Annotated in this window: 13 protein-coding genes; 1 reads left to right on the top strand and 12 read right to left on the bottom strand. The window is 70.7% G+C overall.

Annotation, left to right across the window (positions count from 1 at the left end; translation table 11 throughout):
- Positions 1 to 75: 75 nt before the first annotated feature.
- The 12 genes from AC5P1C_RS23740 to AC5P1C_RS23685 all read right to left on the bottom strand — a co-directional run bounded on the left by AC5P1C_RS23740 (position 76) and on the right by AC5P1C_RS23685 (position 16,345).
- Positions 76 to 1,449 carry a PP2C family protein-serine/threonine phosphatase gene (locus tag AC5P1C_RS23740; RefSeq protein ID WP_493867921.1) on the bottom strand — a complete coding sequence of 458 codons (1,374 nt, stop codon included), beginning with the start codon at positions 1,447 to 1,449 and terminating at the stop codon, positions 76 to 78.
- Positions 1,450 to 1,451: 2 nt separating this feature from the next.
- Positions 1,452 to 4,115, bottom strand: coding sequence for a serine/threonine-protein kinase (locus AC5P1C_RS23735; protein WP_493867920.1), 2,664 nt, complete (start codon positions 4,113 to 4,115; stop codon positions 1,452 to 1,454).
- Positions 4,112 to 5,431: a coiled-coil domain-containing protein gene (locus AC5P1C_RS23730; protein WP_493867919.1), complete on the bottom strand. Its 1,320-nt coding sequence runs from the start codon at positions 5,429 to 5,431 to the stop codon at positions 4,112 to 4,114. The genes AC5P1C_RS23735 and AC5P1C_RS23730 overlap by 4 nt, the downstream gene beginning before the upstream one ends.
- 40 nt (positions 5,432 to 5,471) lie before the next feature.
- The gene (locus tag AC5P1C_RS23725; protein ID WP_493867918.1) at positions 5,472 to 6,482 is read right to left on the bottom strand and encodes a glutamate ABC transporter substrate-binding protein; all 1,011 of its coding nucleotides are present in this window, start codon (positions 6,480 to 6,482) and stop codon (positions 5,472 to 5,474) included.
- A gap of 17 nt (positions 6,483 to 6,499) precedes the next feature.
- Positions 6,500 to 7,990: a GlnX family signal transduction membrane protein gene (locus tag AC5P1C_RS23720; RefSeq protein WP_493867917.1), complete on the bottom strand. Its 1,491-nt coding sequence runs from the start codon at positions 7,988 to 7,990 to the stop codon at positions 6,500 to 6,502.
- A 258-nt stretch (positions 7,991 to 8,248) separates the two neighbouring features.
- Positions 8,249 to 9,250: an N-acetylglucosamine kinase gene (locus AC5P1C_RS23715; RefSeq protein ID WP_493867916.1), complete on the bottom strand. Its 1,002-nt coding sequence runs from the start codon at positions 9,248 to 9,250 to the stop codon at positions 8,249 to 8,251.
- Entirely contained in the window at positions 9,241 to 10,506 is a 1,266-nt protein-coding gene (locus AC5P1C_RS23710; protein WP_493867915.1) for a 6-phospho-beta-glucosidase, read from the bottom strand. Before AC5P1C_RS23710 ends, AC5P1C_RS23715 begins: the two co-directional genes overlap by 10 nt.
- 8 nt (positions 10,507 to 10,514) lie before the next feature.
- Positions 10,515 to 11,423, bottom strand: coding sequence for a carbohydrate ABC transporter permease (locus AC5P1C_RS23705; protein WP_493867914.1), 909 nt, complete (start codon positions 11,421 to 11,423; stop codon positions 10,515 to 10,517).
- Positions 11,424 to 11,431: 8 nt separating this feature from the next.
- Entirely contained in the window at positions 11,432 to 12,367 is a 936-nt protein-coding gene (locus tag AC5P1C_RS23700) for a carbohydrate ABC transporter permease (protein WP_493867913.1), read from the bottom strand.
- A gap of 33 nt (positions 12,368 to 12,400) precedes the next feature.
- On the bottom strand, positions 12,401 to 13,741 hold the full coding sequence (locus AC5P1C_RS23695; protein WP_493867912.1) for an ABC transporter substrate-binding protein: 1,341 nt from the start codon (positions 13,739 to 13,741) through the stop codon (positions 12,401 to 12,403).
- 88 nt (positions 13,742 to 13,829) lie between these two features.
- On the bottom strand, positions 13,830 to 14,951 hold the full coding sequence (locus AC5P1C_RS23690) for an ROK family transcriptional regulator (protein WP_493867911.1): 1,122 nt from the start codon (positions 14,949 to 14,951) through the stop codon (positions 13,830 to 13,832).
- A 311-nt stretch (positions 14,952 to 15,262) separates the two neighbouring features.
- The gene (locus AC5P1C_RS23685; protein WP_493867910.1) at positions 15,263 to 16,345 is read right to left on the bottom strand and encodes a mechanosensitive ion channel family protein; all 1,083 of its coding nucleotides are present in this window, start codon (positions 16,343 to 16,345) and stop codon (positions 15,263 to 15,265) included.
- Positions 16,346 to 16,611: 266 nt separating this feature from the next.
- Here AC5P1C_RS23685 and AC5P1C_RS23680 point away from each other — a divergent pair, with 266 nt between their 5' ends.
- On the top strand, positions 16,612 to 17,148 hold the full coding sequence (locus tag AC5P1C_RS23680; protein ID WP_135331961.1) for an HNH endonuclease: 537 nt from the start codon (positions 16,612 to 16,614) through the stop codon (positions 17,146 to 17,148).
- The last annotated feature ends 30 nt before the right edge of the window (positions 17,149 to 17,178 follow it).

Raw genomic sequence — 17,178 nt, 5'->3', positions numbered from 1 at the left:
AGACGTTCCGTTCCCACCGGCTTCCCCAAGCCGGTGGGTGACGAGTGCGCGTGGGGGCCCGTCATGGGCCCTCCGCTAGGCCGATCCTGCCCCTTGCGGCACCACACGGAACGGCAGAATCGCCACTGTTACGTTGTCGTGGCCCCCGCCGTCCAGTGCGTGGCCGACCAGGACCTGGGCGCTGTGCAGCGGGCGCAGGGCGGAATCGACGGGCACGGCCCGTGCCATGTCCTCCACCGCTTCCGCGTAGTTCCAGAGCCCGTCCGTGCACACCACCACTACACCCGCACGGTCCGGCTTGAAGGAAGCGGTGTGCGGCTCCAGTTCGTACGCGTCGGCGCCGAGCCAGCCCGTGATGGCGTGCGCGCGCTCGTCCGCGTACGCCTCCGCCTCGTTCATCAGGCCCGCGGCCACCATCTGCGCCGCCCACGAATCGTCCTCGGTGAGACGGACGGTCGGGCCGGTGCGGTCGTCGGGGACCCAGTACGCGCGGCTGTCGCCGACCCAGCCGACGACCAGCAGGCCACCGGCGACGATCGAGCCGACGAGCGTGCACGCGGGCGCGTTCTGGTGCGGGGAGTGCTCCCTGGCCTGAGTGGGCTCCGCGGCAAGGGCGTTGACCGCGTCGGAGGCGGACAGGATCGCGTCGTGCATGGCCTGCTGCGGGTGCGTGCCGCGCGGCAGGGCGGCGAGCAGCGACTCGTTGGCCGCGCGTGACGCGGCGAGCGAGGCCTCGTCGGGGCGGGTCGCGGACGAGACGCCGTCGCAGACGATCGCGACGACGGCGGGGGAGCCGTCCGGCAGCGCCGCCGAGGAGATGGCGAACGCGTCTTCGTTGCGGTGGTGGCGCAGGCCGCGGTCGCTGACCGCGGCGACCGCGTCGAGCTCCTGCTCCATGTGGTCGCGCTCGCGCGGCTGGGCGTGCCCGCAGTTCTCGCAGTACCCGTCCGGGTCGACGCGGCCCGAACGGCACGCCACGCAGAGCTTGGTGCCCGCGGGCGGCGTGGGGTCGGACAGGACCGTGCGGGGGTCGGCGGGCTCGGGCTCCGGCGGGCCGCCGGGGACGCCGGGGGCCGGCAGGGGGTACTCGTCCGGCTCGACGGGGCGCTCGACGGGGGCGTCCGTCCGTACGGCCCGCGCGTCCCCCGCGTTCGGGGAGTGCTCGCCGCCCGACGACTCCGTGACCGGCAGGTCGGTGGGCAGGTGCACGGGCACCGGCATGTCGGAGCTGTCCACGTCCGGGGCGATGGGCCACTGCGACGACGCGTCGGGCGGTGGCGCCGACGACGAGCCGTTCATCGCGACGGTGGGGCGGTCGTCCGACCCGGCCGGCTGCGCCGACAGGTCGAACCCGCACGCGCCGCAGAACAGGTCACCCGATTCCAGCGGCTCTTCGCAGCCGGGGCACGTGGAACCTGCCCCGGCAGTCTGCTGGTGCATCTGCGACATCTTCACACCCACGTCCGAGGGCGGAAACGGTTGGCCCGTTCCACCAGTTCGATCCTCTCCTCGCCACCCTGTGCGAGCCGGGCAAGCGTTCGGTACGAGCGCTCCAGGCCGAACCTGAGGCCGCGCTCGTCCAGGTCGCTGCCGAGCAGCACGGTCCGCGAGCCGCCCGCCGGTGCAGCGGGTGCTGCCGGTGGAGCGGAGGCGTGACCAGAGTGCCTACCGGAGAGTACCCAGTCCAACGCGGTGCCAAGGACCTCGGTGGAGAGCCGCTCACGGCGTACCGCGTCAAGTCCGAAGCCCGCGAGGGCCTCGACCTGCCCCGCCGCCGCCGTCAGGTCGTCGAGGAAGGTGCTGCCGGGAGACGGCGCGGTGTCCAACGTCATACGGTGCCGCAGCCTCGCCCGCACCGCGGCGACGCGGGCCGCCGTGTAGTGGATCGAGGCCTCGGGCACCGACTCCAGGGTGTGCACGGCGCCGCGCCGGTCGTCCGACGCCAGCTGTACGCGGGCCAGGCCGAACGCCGCGCTGACATAGCTCGGGTCGGTGGCCCATACGAGGCGGTAGTACTCGGCCGCGTTGTCCAGCTGCTCCAGGACCTCCGCGCAGACGCCCAGCGCCAGCTTGGGCGCGGGCTCGCCGGGGAACGCGTCGTACACGGCGTCGAAGGAGAGCGCCGCGTTCTCGTGGTCACCGGTCGCCAGTGAGGCCACGCCCCGGTACCAGACCACCCGCCAGTCGTCCGGATGCTGGGCCTCCAGCTCGGTCAACGCCTCCGCGGCGGGCGCCGGTTCGCCCATGGCCAGGCGGGCGCGGAGCCCGCGCAGGCGCAGCTCCACGGAGTCGTTCGGCGCGGCCCCCAGCGCGGTGATCAGCTCGGCGGGCGCGGAGGCCATGAGCCCGGCGAGGAAACCGGCGTTCGGGTCGTTCGGGTCGACGCGCGGCACCGGCAGCGCCAGGGCCGTCGCGGGCGCGTCGAGCGGGCGGACGATTCGGGCCGGCGGGGCGGCCGGAGGAACGGCCTGCTGAATGCCCGGCTGTGTACCCGGCTGTGCACCCTGCTCAGCGGCGGGAAGCGCGGGCGGCGCCACGGGCGGCGGGAGCGCCGGGGCGCCGTTGGCCTGGCCCCGGCCGTTGCCCGCCGTCAGCTCGGGGCGGCCCTTGCGCCGCCCCGCGGGCAGCACGCGTACCCCGAACTGTGAGACATCACCGGTGAGTTCGGCGAACAGCTCCGTGTCCGTGACCTTCACCTCGGGCCCGAACAGCGTGGAGAGCGCGGGCCGCGGCCGGCCCGTCTGGAGGGCCACGACCTCCCTCAGGACGCCCGTGAGCTGCTCCGCCATCTCCTGCGCCGATGCGAACCTGCGGGCCGGGTCCGGGTCCGTGGCGCGCACCAACAGCCGGTAGAACGACTCGTACGTACGGAAGACCTCGATGTTGTCGGGGTCCGGCAGGGAGTCCACGAAGACGTTCGTGTAGCCCTGGAAGTCGAAGGTGAGCACCGCCAGGGTGCGCGCCACCGTGTACAGGTCGGAGGCCACCGACGGGCCGAGATCGGCTACTTCGGGGCCCTGATAGCCGACCGTGCCGTAGATGGCCGACTCGTCGTCGTCCATGCGGCGGACCGCGCCCATGTCGATCAGCTTGAGCTGGTCCTCGGTCTGGATGGCGTTGTCGACCTTGAAGTCGCAGTACAGGAGATTGCGGCTGTGCAGATGGCCGAGGGCCTCAAGGGCCTCGATGCCGAACGCGCAGGCCTGTTCGACGGGCAGCGGGTCGCGCTTGCCCTGCGCCGTGCGGCGTTCGTTGGCGATCTCCTTGAGGGACTTGCCGCCGACGTACTCCATGACGATGTAGCCGTCCATGGAGCCCGTGCGCTGGTCGAGGTGCTCCACGAAGTTGTAGATGCGGACGATGTTGCTGTGCTCGATCTCGGCGAGGAAGCGGCGCTCGGAGATCGCGGCGGCCATCGCGTCCTGGTCGCCCGTGTCGAGCAGACCCTTGAGGACCACCCAGCGGTCGGAGACCGCGCGGTCGACGGCGAGATACACCCAGCCGAGGCCGCCGTGCGCGAGACAGCCCACGACCTCGTACTGCCCGTGCACGATGTCGCCCGCGTTCAGCTTCGGCACGAACGAGTACGGGTGGCCGCACTTGGTGCAGAACCCCTCCGTGCGGCCGGGCCGGTCCCCGCGCGCGCGGCCCACCGGCGCCCCGCAGTCCGAGCGCGAGCAGAACCGCTTCCGCTCGGGAACCTCGGGGTTCTCCTGCACCGCCTTGCGCGGATCGGGGCGCGGCACCTCGGGCACCTGCACGAGGCCGATGCCCAGCCTGCTGCGGGCCGATGTGCCCGCACCGGAGCCGGAGCTGCGCACCGAGACCGAGCGGGAGGTGGAACTCCCGGACAGCGAACGCGAGAGCCGCCCCGACACCGAGCGGCGCGAGGACTGGGAGCGCGCCGAGCGGGAAGAGGAGCGCGAACTCGACCGGGAGCTGCTGCTGCCCGAGCCCTTGCCGCCGCCGGTGATGCCGGTCGGGGGAGAGGACACCATGCCCGTCGGCGAGACGACCGGGGCCAGGCCGCAGGTGTCGCAGTACAGCTCGCCGCCGCCCACGTCCTCGTACGACCCTGTGCATCCGGGTCGCTGGCACTTCCGCTGCTCACTCATGCTTCCCCCCTCCGGTCGGTGGGACCGCCCTGTTGCGGGACCCTCGATGCAAGGACTTCGGCGGCCGCCTGCTGATAACGAAGCACCGCCTGTTCGGCGACGCGCAGATCGCAGGGCGCGCTCCACAGCATCCGGCGCGCCGCGTCGTACCGCTCGATCAGGAGCGGGTCCTCCGCGTGGCCGAGCCGGGCGACCTTCGCCTTGTACGCGTCCAGGCGCCCGCGCAGCTCAGCGCGGACAGCGAGGGGCTGCGTGACGGCGGTCAACGACTCACGGGCGCGCAGGAGTTCGTCCTCGGCCTTCTCCTCGAGGGACTCCAGGAGCGGGGAGAGCCGGTGCCACTGGGCGTGCCTGCGGTAGTCGGACGCCATGGCCAGCTGCTCCTGCAGCGCGGTCGACGGACCGCTGACGGCGGGCACCTCGGACGCGGCGATCTTGGCGAGGACCTCGCCGCGCGCGGAGCGTGCCTCGGCCAGCGTGCGGTCCGCGCGCGAGAGCACGTCACGGAGCCTGCCCAGGCGAAGCTCCGCGTCCTGCCGGACGGTGAGCACCGCGTCGATCTCACGGCGCACGTCCTCCAGGGCGCGGGCCTCACGGTCGTACCGCTCGGTGTGCGGGCGGCCGCCGCCGGGCGCCGAACTGCCGGGCGCGGGCTGCCAGAAGGCCAGCGGATCGGAGATCACCTGCTCGCGCAGGAGCGTCAGCTCCGAGGTGATCCGCTCCAGGTCGTCGCCCGCCGGGTGCTCACCGGGGCGTACCCCCACGGAGTGGGCGAGCTGGCGGGTGCGCTGCAGTTCGGCGGAGAGGAGGTCGATCCGGGCGGGCAGCGCGGACCAGACCGAGTCGGCGGCGACGACCATGTCCAGCGAGTGCGCGTACAGGTCGTTCATCCGCGCGACGAGCTCGATGAGCGTGAAGCGTTCGGTGAGCTTGGCGGGTCCCGTGATCGAGGCCGACGGCGCGGGGGCGGCGCCGCCGGCGACGGTGACGCTCTCGCCGCGCAGCAGCTCGGTCAGCTCCACCAGGTCGTCCCTGTTCGGCCAGCGTCTGCGGGCCCGCACCTCGTGCGCCGTGCGCAGGGCGGCGGCGTACGCGTCGAAGTAGGCCCAGAGCAGGGTGATTTGCTGCTCGGTGGAGTGCCAGCGCTCCTGTGTGGTGCCGGTGAGGCCGGCGCCTTCGAGGAGCCGGCGGCCGGCGTGATCCTGAAGGGCGAGGAGTGAGGTCTCGATCGCCTCGTGCTCGGCGTCGAGCCGCGCCAGCGCACGGTCCACCTCGTCCCGGTCCATCACAGGACCGGGGGGTCCCGCGACGCTCATCGATCACCTCTCCGCTCTGCGTTGCTGTGCACGGTCCGGCTCAGTCGTTGTACTTCGGTGCGGGCGGTCCCGCTGATTCGCCGAGGGCCGGCTCCAGCCATTTCTCGTACGACTTCTGCCATCCGCTCTTGCGGTAGTCCTCCAGGACTTGGTTGACCCGCCGCACCAGGTCGTCCTCGCCCTTCTCCGGCTTCTTCATCGCCACGCCGTAGTACTCGGTGTTGAGCGGTGCGTCGCCCTTGAGCTCGACCGTCGGGTCCTGCGCGGCCTGGCTGGCGGCCAGTGCGCTGTCGGTCACGACGGCGTCCACCTCGCCGAGCTGGAGCCTTACCAGGCAGTCGAGTTGGTTCGGGACCGTAGTCCCGATGTCGGCATCCAGGCCCTTCTTCTTGAGCTCCTCCAGCTGGGCCAGTGCCGTGGAACCCTTCGCGGAACAGACCTTCTTGCCGTCCAGTGTGTCGTCGAACCCGGTGATCTTCGAGGACTTGGGGGCGAGGACCTGCTGGCCGGTCTTGAAGTAGGCGGTGGAGAAGGAGACTTCCTTCTCGCGGTCGCAGGTGATCGTCATCGTCCGCACGACCATGTCGACCTGGCCGCTCTGTATCGCCTTGACGCGCTGGTTGGTGGGGATGGCGCGGAAGAGCACGGCGTCCCGGTCGCCGAGGATCTCCTCGGCGATCTCGTGCGCGAGGTCGATGTCGAAGCCTTCGAGGGTCGCGGTCGCCTTGTTCGGGTCGCGGTAGCCCCAGCGGTAGCTGTTCTGGTCGACGCCGACGATGAGCTTCTTGACCTTGCGGTCGCGGATGGCCTCGATCGTCGGGCCGTCCTTGTCGTCGGGCGACAGGCTCGCCTCCGGGCTCTCGCACTCCTCGGCGCGCGCGGGAGCGGCCGCCGCGGAACCCTGGGAGCCGCGGTCCGCGCCGCCGCCGGCCTGGTCCGCGCCGCCCGCCTCGGGCAGCACGAGCACGAGGGAGCCCGTGAGCGCGCAGGCCACCGCCATGGCGGCAGCTCCACCCCAGCCGCGCAGCCTCGCAAGTCCTCGCGTACGCATCGTCCGCTCGCCCCCTCTCACCTGTACTCCGACAGCCTGCGCCCGATGCCGAGGACGGCACCCGCGGCGGCGAGGACCGCCAGCACTGCGGCGCCCTGTGGGAGTCCGGTCATTGCTCCCTTGCCGTCCTTGGCCGCCTGCTCGAACTCGTTCTGCTCGTGGCCCAGCGCCTCTTCGAGTGCCGCGTCGACGTTGTCGAAGCACTCACCGGTGGGTTCGTCGCTCTTGTCGCCGACGACCTTGGCGAGCGCTCCCTGGTAGTCGCCCGCGTCGTCGCTGTCCCGCGCGGTCTTGTGCCGGTCCTTCCAGACCCCCACGTTCTTCGCGGCGGCCTCGACCGGGTTCTTGCCCGCGTCGTTGTCGGCGATGGCCACGGCCCGGCCGAGCAGTCCGCTGTCGGCGCTGCCGAGCTGCTTCATCTGCTCCTGGTAGGCGACGTCGAACTTGTCCTTGACCGTCTTCTCGGCGCCGACCTCGACGGTCTCCGCGCCGCGGCTGACCAGCGTGAGGTTTTCGTTGCTGCGGGCCTTGAGCGAGCTGATGCGGGCGTCGTTCAGGACGTTCAGGGACTTCACGCCCTCTTCGTACGACTCATTGAGTCCCGCGCGGGCGAACGTGTGCCCGGCGACCAGCCAGAGCAGGACGACCGTGGCGGCGGCGGTCGCGGCGACCAGTCCGTGGTTCAACACGCGGTTCGTCCGGCGGTAGTTGCGGCGCTGGGCCCAGAACAGGGCGCCGAGTGCGAGCAGGCCGAGGGCGATGGCGATCCACGGGTAGGGCTTCGCGTCGTCGTAGTCCGAGTTGAGGCGCTCCTTCTCCGCCGTGTAGAGCTGTTCGGCGGCGGGGAGCATCTGGGTCTGCATCTTGTCGTTCGCGTACCGCAGATAGGCGCCGCCCAGGGGGAGGCCCTGGCGGTTGCTCGCGCGGGCGCGCTCGATCAGGCCGGTGTACTCCGGGAGCAGCTTGTTCAGCTTGCTCACCGAGTCGGCGGCCGATGAGCCCGATCCCGCGTTCGACGCCGCGTTCGCCAGCTTCTCGGAGGCGCGATCGATGTCCTCGTTGTACCGGTCGCGCACGTCGGCCGGTTCCTGACCGCCTGCCAGGAAGCCGCTGGACGCGGCCGTGTTGGCGTCCGCGAGCGAGCGGTAGATGGCCGCGGCGTCGTCGCTCAGCGGCTGGCTGCGGTTCAGGACACTGCTCGCGGCGGCCGAACGGTCCGACATCTGCCAGGTGGTGACCGCACCGAACGCCACGACGAGCAGGGCGAGGACGGCGCCGATGATCCGCAGCTTGCCCGGCTCCGTGGTCGCCGCGGCGCGCAGCCGGTCGCGGCCCTCGACCCACGCGGGCCTGCGGGGCGCCGCGGCCTGTCCGGGTTCCGCGGGCGCCGCGGAACCCGGCCCCGCCTGCGGCGGGACGGCGGGCATCGTCGGCGCGGCCTGTCCAGGCGGCGCGGCACTGCCGTTCGGCGGGTATGTCACCTCGACCTCGACCTCCCCCTTGGTCATCGGACGTCCACTTCCACCCGGCGGGCGCTGCGCGGGCAGAGGTGCACGGCCGCAAGTATTGCCGCAGGGACTGACATCCGCACAGGCATTGACTGGATCTTGTTCGGATCATCGTGTCCGGATCACGGCGTCCGGATCACCCCGCCCCCCGACCCCCCGCCCGGGTCAGGCGAAGATCGCACACCACCCCTGCCCTTGAATACGCGATTCAGTGCGGTTCGGTTCCCTCCCGGGCCCACGAACTCCGCGCCGCCGAACTCAGCCGCTCCGGACCCCCGCGTCACTCTCGTAGTGCCCCCGCACGCGCGCGTGCACTCCGGTGGGCGCCCCCACCTGGTCGAGGCCGAGCAGCGCCGCGCCGAGCACGGGCCGGGCGGCGACCACCCGGGCCACCGCCTTGGGCGCCCGGCCGGCCAGCAACTCCCGGATGCGGTCGTCCAGTTGCGGATGGCGGGCGGCGAGGACGCTGCCGCCGAGCAGTACCGGGGCCTCCTCGTCGAGCAGGCCGAGGCGGTCGAGGGCCACGGTCGACATGGCGACGACCTCGTCGGCCATGCGGTCCACGAGCGAGCGTGCCACCGCGTCGCCCGCGGCCGCCGTGGCGAAGAGCACCGGCGTCAGCTCGTGCCGCCGGACGGGAGCGATGGCGCCCAGGTGCAGGGCCTCGATCAGCGCGTACATGGAGGGCAGGCCGAAGTGCGCGGGCAGTGCCTCGCGCAGCGCGGTCACCTCTCCGCGGCCGTCCTCGGCCCGCGCCGCGTGCCACAGCGCCTCCTCGGCCAGGCCGCCCCCGCCGCCCCAGTCGCCGGAGATCCGGCCGATGGCGGGGAAGCGGGCGGTGCGTCCGTCGGGCAGCATGCCCACGCAGTTGATGCCCGCGCCGCACACCACGGCCACGCCCCGCGGCTCGGCGTCCTCCAGGAGGCCGGCCCGCAGGATGGCGAAGGTGTCGTTGCGTACGTCGACCGAAGCACCCCACGCGCGTTTGCGCAGGGCCTGGGCCAACTCCCGTTCCTCGACCGGCAGATCGGCGTTGGCGAGGCAGGCGGACACATGCCCCACCGAGGCGGTGCCCGCCTCGGCCAGGGCCCGCGTCACCGCCTCTTCCAGGACGTCCACCGCGGCCTCCACGCCGACCTGGGGCGGCTGGAACCCGCCGCCGCGTGCCGCGCCGACGACGGTGCCGTCGGCCGCGATCACCGCGACGTCGGTCTTGCTGTTGCCCGCGTCGATCGCGAGCACGCTCGTGCTCACGCCCACGCCAGGTGCTCCCGGTTGTGCGCGACGAGGCGGTCGGTGAGCTGCTCCGCGTACGCGTACTGGCCGACCAGGGGGTGGGCGAGCAGCGCCTTGAAGACGCGGTCGCGACCGCCGTGCAGCGCGGCCCGGAGCGCCAAGTCCTCGTACGCGGTGACGTTGGCGATGAGCCCGGCGTACAGCGGGTCGAGCTTCGGCACCGCGAGGGGCTTGGCGCCCGTGCCGTCGACCGTGGCCTGCACCTCGATGACGGCGTCGTCCGGCAGGAACGGCAGTGTGCCGTTGTTGACGGTGTTCACCACCTGGTACGGGCTGCCCCCGTTGCCGAGCAGCGAGGCCGCCAGGTCCACGGCCGCCTCCGAGTAGAAGGCGCCGCCGCGCTTGGCGAGCAGCTCCGGCTTCTCGTCGAGCGTCGGATCGCCGTACATCTTCAGCAACTCGCGCTCCATCTCGGCCACTTCGGCGGCACGCGACGGCTTGGTCCGCAGCTCCTCCACCACGGCGTCGTGCTGGTAGAAGTAGCGCAGGTAGTACGAGGGCACGACGCCGAGCCGGTCGACGATCTCACGCGGCATGCGCAGGTCGGCCGCGACCGCGTCACCGTGCTCGGCGAGCAGCTTGGGGAGGATGTTTTCGCCGTCCGGGCCCCCGAGACGTACGCCCGTCTCCCACGTCAGGTGATTGAGCCCCACGTGATCGAGGTGCACCTCGCCCGGCGCGACGTCGAGCAGTTTCGCGAACTTCCGCTGGAAGCCGATCGCCACGTTGCACAGGCCGACCGCCTTGTGCCCGGCCTGGAGCAGCGCCCGCGTGACGATGCCGACCGGGTTGGTGAAGTCGATGATCCAGGCGTTCGGGTTCGTGCGCCGTACGCGCTCGGCGATGTCGAGGACGACGGGGACCGTGCGCAGGGCCTTCGCGAGGCCGCCCGCGCCGGTGGTCTCCTGGCCGACGCAGCCGCACTCCAGGGGCCACGTCTCGTCCTGGTTGCGGGCGGCCTGTCCGCCGACGCGCAACTGGAGCAGGACCGCGTCCGCGTCCGCGACGCCCGCGTCCACGTCGGACGTGGTGACGATGCGGCCGGGGTGCCCCTGCTTGGCGAAGATGCGGCGGGCGAGCCCGCCGACGAGTTCGAGACGGTCGGCGGCGGGGTCGACGAGGACGAGTTCCTCGATCGGCAGGGTGTCCCTCAACCGCGCGAATCCGTCGATGAGTTCGGGTGTGTAGGTCGACCCTCCGCCGACCACTGCGAGCTTCATATCGGTTCTCAGCCCTTTACTCCGGTGAGGGTGACGCCTTCGACGAAGGCCTTTTGTGCGAAGAAGAAAACGAGGATGACGGGCGCCATGACGAGCAGCGTCGCCGCCATCGTCATGTTCCAGTTGACGGCGTGGGCGCTCTTGAAGGATTCGAGTCCGTAACTCAGTGTCCAGGCACCGGGGTTCTGGGCCGCGTAGATCTGCGGTCCGAAGTAGTCGTTCCAGCAGTAGAAGAACTGGAAGAGCGCGATGGCGGAGATGCCGGGCTTGGCCATCGGCACGACGATCTTGATCATGGTGCGGAACTCGCCGCAGCCGTCGACCTTCGCCGACTCGATGTACTCCTTGGGGATCGTCAGGAGGAACTGCCGCAGCAGGAAGATCGAGTACGCGTCGCCGAACGCCATCGGGATGATCAGCGGCCACAGCGTGCCCGACAGGTGGAACTGCTGCGCCCACACCAGGTACATCGGGATCACGATGACCTGCGGCGGCAGCATCATCGTCGAGATGACCAGGAGCATCGCGGTGCGTCGGCCACGGAAGCGGAACTTGGCGAGCGCGTACGCGACGGGGATCGCCGAGCAGACGGTGAACAGGGTGCCCAGGCCCGCGTACAGGAGCGAGTTGCGCCACCAGTCCATGAAGCCCGGCGTCTCGAACACCGCCTTGTAGTTCTCCCAGTGCCAGGAGTCGGGCCACAGGTCGCCGCTCATGGCCTGCGAGTCGCTCATCACGGACGTCAGGAAGACGAAGACGAACGGCAGGACGAAGAGCAGCGCGACGGCTATCGCCACGCTGTGTACGGCGATCCAGTGCAGGATCCGCTTGCGGCGGGCGCGGGCGGCGGCGGGCCCCCGGAGCGGGGCGGTGCGTTCGGGCGCGGAAGTGGGCGCGCCGAGAGTCGTGGTAGTCATCGGAATCCTCAGTCCTCCGCCGCGAGCAGTCCGGAGCGCTTGCGCATCAGGAGCAGCGTGACGGCCATGGCGATGGCGAAGAGCACGAGCGAGAGCACGCACGCGGCACCGGTGTTGAAGTTCTGGAAGCCCATCGAGTAGACGAGCTGGGGGACCGTGAGGGTCGAGTGGTCCGGGTAGCCGGGCTGGATCACCGAGCCGGGGCCGATGTTGACGCCGGACGCGACCTTCCCCGCGACCAGGGCCTGCGTGTAGTACTGCATGGTCTGCACGACGCCCGTGACCACCGCGAACATCACGATCGGCGTGATCGCGGGCCAGGTCACGTAGCGGAACTTGGCCCACGCCCCCGCGCCGTCCAGGTCCGCGGCCTCGTACTGCTCCTTGGGCACATCGAGCAGCGACGCCATGAAGATCACCATCAGGTCGCCGATGCCCCACAGGGAGAGCAGCACGAGCGAGGGCTTGGCGGTGTCCGGGTCGTTGAACCAGTTGGGCCCGGAGATCCCGATCGAGCCGAGGATCTCGTTCACCGGGCCCGTGCCCGGGTTGAGCAGGAAGACGAAGGCGACGGTGGCGGCCACCGGCGGGGCGAGGTACGGGATGTAGAACGCGGTACGGAAGAAGCCGGCGCCCGTCTTGATCTTCGTGATGAGCAGCCCGAGCGAGAGCCCGAAGACCACCCGCACGGCCACCATGACCACGACCAGCCAGAGGGTGTTCCACAGGGCGGGGCCGAACAGCGGCATCTGCTCGAACACGTACTTCCAGTTCCGCAGGCCCACGAAGGTGGGCTCCTTGATCTGGTTGTAGTGCATGAACGAGAAGTAGACGGTGGCGATCAGCGGGTACGCGAAGAAGACGCTGAAGCCGACCAGCCAGGGGGAGAGGAATCCGAGCGTGCGCAGTCTGCGGCGCGCGGGGTTGGAGAGGGTCATTGCCATGCGGGGGTCCTCAGCTCTTCAGCTCTTCGGCTTTCAGCTCTTCGACTGGAGGGTGTCGGCGTCGATCTGCTCGTCGAGCTTCTTCAGGCGCCCGCGCAGATCACCCACGTGACCGGCCTCGACGGCGTACGCGAAGTCCTGCAGCGAGACGACATAGGCGCCGCCGTTGACGGAGGGCGGCAGGGCCTTGCTGTGCTTGTTCTGCAGGATGTCGAAGAAGGTCCGGAAGGTCGGATCGGCGTCCAGGTCGGGCGACTTGAGCGCCGCGAAGGTGGAGGGCACGTTGTGGATGGCGTTCGCGAAGTTCACGACCTGCTTGGTGTCGGCGGTCAGGAACCGCACCAGCTCCCACGCGGCGTTCTGGTGCTTGCTGCTGTGCGCGATCCCGGCGACGGTGCCGGTGATGAAGCCGCGCCCGTAGGTGTCGGCCTGGTCGTCGGGCACGGGCAGCGGGGCCACGCCCCAGTCGAACTTCGCCTTCGCCTCGTCCAGCATCAGGCCGCGCCACTCGCCGTCCAGGTGCATGGCGACCTTGCCGGTCAGGAAGGCGTTCTGGCTGGACATCTCGTCGCCGAAGGTCAGCCGGAACCGTTCCAGGTCATGGAAACCGCCCTGTGCGGCGGCGAGTTGACGTGCGGTCTTGAAGAACTTGTACGTGGAGGGGTCATCGGCGAGGCGTGAATCGCCCTCGGCGTCGAAGTACTTCGGGCCCCACTGCGCGAAGAGCCGGTCCGGACTGTTCTGGTAGAAGCGGAAGTTGGGCATGTACCCGACCTGCTTGTACGAGTTCTTGCCGCTGCGGATGGTGAGCTTCTTGGAGACTTCCGCGAACTCGGACATCGTGCGGGGCGGGTGCTCGATGCCCGCCTTCTTGTAGGCGTCCTTGTTGTAATACATCCCGAAGGCGTCGGCGAGGAGGGGAAGGGCGCACTGGTTGCCGCGGTAACGCGTGTAGTCCAGCAGGGTCTTGGGGAAGACCTTGTGCTTGTCGAGGCCGGTCTTCTTCATGAACGGATCGAGGTCCGCCCACATCCCGGAGTCGCAGTACTGGCCCACGTTGTTGGTGGTGAAGGACGACACCACGTCCGGGGCCTTGTCGCCGCCCGCCCGCAGGGCCTGGTTGACGGTCGCGTCGGAGACGTTCCCGGTGGCCTTCACCTTGATGTTCGGGTGCAGCTTCTCGAAGCGGTCGATGCTGTCGTCGACGGCCTTGACCTCGCCGGGCGTCGACCAGCCGTGCCAGAACTTCAGGGTGACCGGCTCGTTCGGGTCGTCGTTCGCGCTGCCGACGCTCGGGTTGGCGCAGCCGGAGAGCAAGAGGCCGGCTGCGGCGAGCGCCGCGGACGCGCAGGTGGGCATGCGCCATCGCGGCATGGCGGACTTCCTTTACGGGGGAGGGGAGTTGAGGGGGTCGAGGGGCCGGGGGCCGGGGGGAGGGGGCTGGTCCGGCCGTGCCGACGGCTCAGGCCGTGTCGAAGACCTGGTCGCGGGCCTGGGTGAGGGCCGAGCGGAGGGCGCCGGTGAGGATCGGGTCGCCGTCGAGTTCGCTGATGCGGATCTGCGGGCGAGGCAGTGCGAGGCCCGTCAGCTCCTCCTCGACCCTGACGCGCAGCTTGTCGCCGCCCGCCTGGGCCACCGAGCCGGAGAGCACGACGAGTTCGGGGTCGACGACGGCGACGACCGCGGCGATGCCGGTGGCGAGGCGGCGTGCGACCTCGGCGACGATCGTGTCGTCGCCGAGTGCCTGGGCCAACGTGGCGCCGCTGCCCGCGAGTTCACGGACCACGGGCGCGGACACCAGGCTCTGGAAGCCGCCGCCCCCGTCCGGGCCGCGCGTCGCCTCGGGGCCGCCGTGCGCCAACGGGGCGCCGGGCAGCGGCATGTACCCGATCTCACCGGCACCGCCGGTCGCGCCGCGCAGCAGGGTGCCGCCGAGCACGATGGCGGCGCCGACGCCGTCGTCGAGCCAGGTGAGCACGTAGTTGTCGTTGTCCTGGGCGGCGCCCTCGTACTGCTCGGCGACGGCGGCCAGGTTCACGTCGTTCTCGATGTCGACGGGGGTGCCGAGGACGGCGGCGAGGTCGTCGCGCAGCGTCCGCGAGTGCCAGCCCGGCAGGTGCGGGGCGTACCGCAGCTCACCCGTCCGGGGGTCGATGGCGCCGGGGGTGCCGATCACCGCCGCCCGCAGGTCGTCGTGGCCGAGGCCCGCCTGACGCAGCGCCCCGTCGACGGCCTCCGCCACCAGTTGTGCGGTGCGGTGCCGGACGTCCTCGGCCACGGCGTCCGCCTCGACGCGGGCCTGCCCGAGGACGGCACCGGTGATGTCGGCGACGAGCGCCGTGATCCCGGTGGGGTCGGCGGACAGCGCGGCGACATGTCCGGCGCCGGGGTCGATCTCGTACAGCAGGGCGTTGGGCCCCGGCCGGCCGCTGAGGCTGCCGGTGGTGTGCACCAGGCCGGCGGCCTCCAGGCGGCCGAGCAGCTGCGAGGTGGTGGGCTTGGAGAGCCCGGTCAGCTCGCCGATGCGGGTGCGGGTGAGCGGACCGTGCGCGACGAGCAGGTCGAGCACTGCCCTGTCGTTCATGGCGCGCAGGACGCTGGGCGTGCCCGGGGTCCCTGGAGTTCCCGGGGTTCCCAGGGGCCCCGGAGTGCTGCCTGCTGCCATGAAGACACCGCCCGTCCAGCAACTGTTAGGAAACTTTCCAATTCGTGAGGACCGTACGGCTGGCGTGAATGAGGCGTCAATAGACGACGCCCCCGCGGCAACCAAGTCGTTACCTGCGGGGGTTTGGTGTTGCACGGGGTGCAGTTGCCCTGCGGGTCGAAGCTGCCGCTTGGATACGTGAGTGGGGGGCGCCCGGAACCATCCGGCGCCCCCCACTCACCTACGGACCACTACTTCGCCAGGTTCGGCGGCGGCGCTATCGGGGAGGCCGCGATGGACTGCGGGGACGTCGCGGAGGCGTACGCCGATGGGGCCGCTACGCCTGCCGACGGGTCGGCGGCTGCCTCTTCCGTCGCCTGGAGCGGGAGGCCGCCCACGATGCGGATGCCCGCCTCGTCGAACGCCCGCTTGATGCGCCAGCGCAGCTCCCGCTCCACGCCCAGGGCGTTGCCCGGCATCGTCTTGGCCGATACCCGTACGACCATCTGGTCGAGGAGCACGCTGTCCAGGCCGAGGACCTCGACCGGGCCCCAGAGGCGCTCGTTCCACGGCTCGTCCTTCGCCATGGTCTCGCCGACCTCGAGCAGCTTCGCCTGGACCTTCTCCAGGTCCTCGTCCGGGCGGACCGTCACGTCGACGCCCGCCGTGGACCAGCCCTGGCTGAGGTTGCCGATGCGCTTGACCTCGCCGTTGCGGACGTACCAGATCTCGCCGTTGTCGCCGCGCAGCTTCGTCACGCGCAGGCCGACCTCGATCACCTCGCCCGACGCCACGCCCGCGTCGATCGAGTCGCCCACGCCGTACTGGTCCTCGAGGATCATGAAGACGCCGGAGAGGAAGTCCGTGACCAGGTTGCGGGCGCCGAAGCCGATCGCCACGCCTGCCACACCCGCCGAGGCGAGCAGTGGAGCGAGGTTGATCTGGAACGTGCCCAGGATCATCAGCGCGGCCGTGCCCAGGATCAGGAACGACGCCACCGAGCGCAGCACCGAACCGATGGCCTGCGAGCGCTGACGGCGGCGCTCCACGTTCACCAGGAGGCCGCCGAGCGCCGTTCCGTTCGCGGACTGGGCCGTGCGGTTCATGCGTTCTATGAGCTTGGTGATCGAGCGTCGGACGACCACGCGCAGGACGACGGCCACGGCGACGATCAGCAGGATGCGGAGCCCGATGCCCAGCCATGCCGACCAGTTCTGCTCGACCCAGCTCGCGGCGTTCGTCGCGTGCTCCTGGGCGTCTTCCAGGGTCGGGGGCTTCGGCGTCGACTTGTCGTCCGGGTCCGTTCCGGCTGCTGACAGGACGGACAGGAACACGGCAGGTACCTCCAGGCATAGCGGCCTGCCCAGGAGATGCACCGGGCAGAGTCACCACACTAACGGGGCATTGTGTGTGGATCGTTGTGATGTTCGAGGGAGAGACAGTGCTCACTTGGGGAAGATGAGGGTGTCGCGCATGTGTGGTCGAAAACACTCCGAGCCCGTTACCGGCACATGGTGGCGCTTGGACCAGGCATGAGGGGAGACTGGCTACAGATCGTCCCGGCGCGAGCCACGCGCCGCCGGCGTACAAGGAGGCATCCGTGCCGCACGTCCTGGTCCTCAATGCGTCGTACGAGCCTCTAGGCGTCGTACCGCTCCGCCGCGCGCTCGTCCTCGTACTGGAGAACAAGGCTCTCTGCCTCGAGGAATCCGGCGCCTTCATGCACAGCGCAACGCGCACTGTCCCCGCACCCAGCGTGGTCCGCCTCAAGCGGTTCGTCCGGGTCCCTTACAGGGGGCCCGTTCCTCTGACCAGGCGGGCGCTCTTCGCCCGCGACGGCGGTCGGTGCATGTACTGCGGTGGCGTCGCAACCAGCGTCGACCACGTCATTCCGAAGAGCCGTGGCGGCCCGCACGCCTGGGAGAACGTGGTGGCGTCATGCCGCCGCTGCAACCACGTCAAGGCGGACCGTCATCTCCTGGAGCTGGGGTGGCGCCTGCGTCACAAGCCCGCGCCGCCCTCGGGGCTCGCGTGGCGCATCATCGGGACCGGGCATAGGGATCCGCGCTGGCTGCCGTACTTGCAGCCGTTCGGCGCGGACGACGCGATGGCCCGGATCGATGGCATTTCTGCCTAGGAATCGATCCGGGCTCTGTTGTACGTACGG

It is taken from the genome of Streptomyces sp. A18 (assembly GCF_059026065.1).
This window is presented reverse-complemented; position numbering and strand designations above follow the sequence as displayed.

What these genes read in the sequence shown, in the direction of transcription:
- AC5P1C_RS23740 (WP_493867921.1), bottom strand. Translation starts at nt 1,449, where the DNA reads ATGTCGCAGATGCACCAGCAGACTGCCGGGGCAGGTTCCACGTGCCCC.
- AC5P1C_RS23735 (WP_493867920.1), bottom strand. Translation starts at nt 4,115, where the DNA reads ATGAGTGAGCAGCGGAAGTGCCAGCGACCCGGATGCACAGGGTCGTAC.
- AC5P1C_RS23730 (WP_493867919.1), bottom strand. Translation starts at nt 5,431, where the DNA reads ATGAGCGTCGCGGGACCCCCCGGTCCTGTGATGGACCGGGACGAGGTG.
- AC5P1C_RS23725 (WP_493867918.1), bottom strand. Translation starts at nt 6,482, where the DNA reads ATGCGTACGCGAGGACTTGCGAGGCTGCGCGGCTGGGGTGGAGCTGCC.
- AC5P1C_RS23720 (WP_493867917.1), bottom strand. Translation starts at nt 7,990, where the DNA reads ATGACCAAGGGGGAGGTCGAGGTCGAGGTGACATACCCGCCGAACGGC.
- AC5P1C_RS23710 (WP_493867915.1), bottom strand. Translation starts at nt 10,506, where the DNA reads ATGAAGCTCGCAGTGGTCGGCGGAGGGTCGACCTACACACCCGAACTC.
- AC5P1C_RS23705 (WP_493867914.1), bottom strand. Translation starts at nt 11,423, where the DNA reads ATGACTACCACGACTCTCGGCGCGCCCACTTCCGCGCCCGAACGCACC.
- AC5P1C_RS23700 (WP_493867913.1), bottom strand. Translation starts at nt 12,367, where the DNA reads ATGGCAATGACCCTCTCCAACCCCGCGCGCCGCAGACTGCGCACGCTC.
- AC5P1C_RS23695 (WP_493867912.1), bottom strand. Translation starts at nt 13,741, where the DNA reads ATGCCGCGATGGCGCATGCCCACCTGCGCGTCCGCGGCGCTCGCCGCA.
- AC5P1C_RS23690 (WP_493867911.1), bottom strand. Translation starts at nt 14,951, where the DNA reads ATGAACGACAGGGCAGTGCTCGACCTGCTCGTCGCGCACGGTCCGCTC.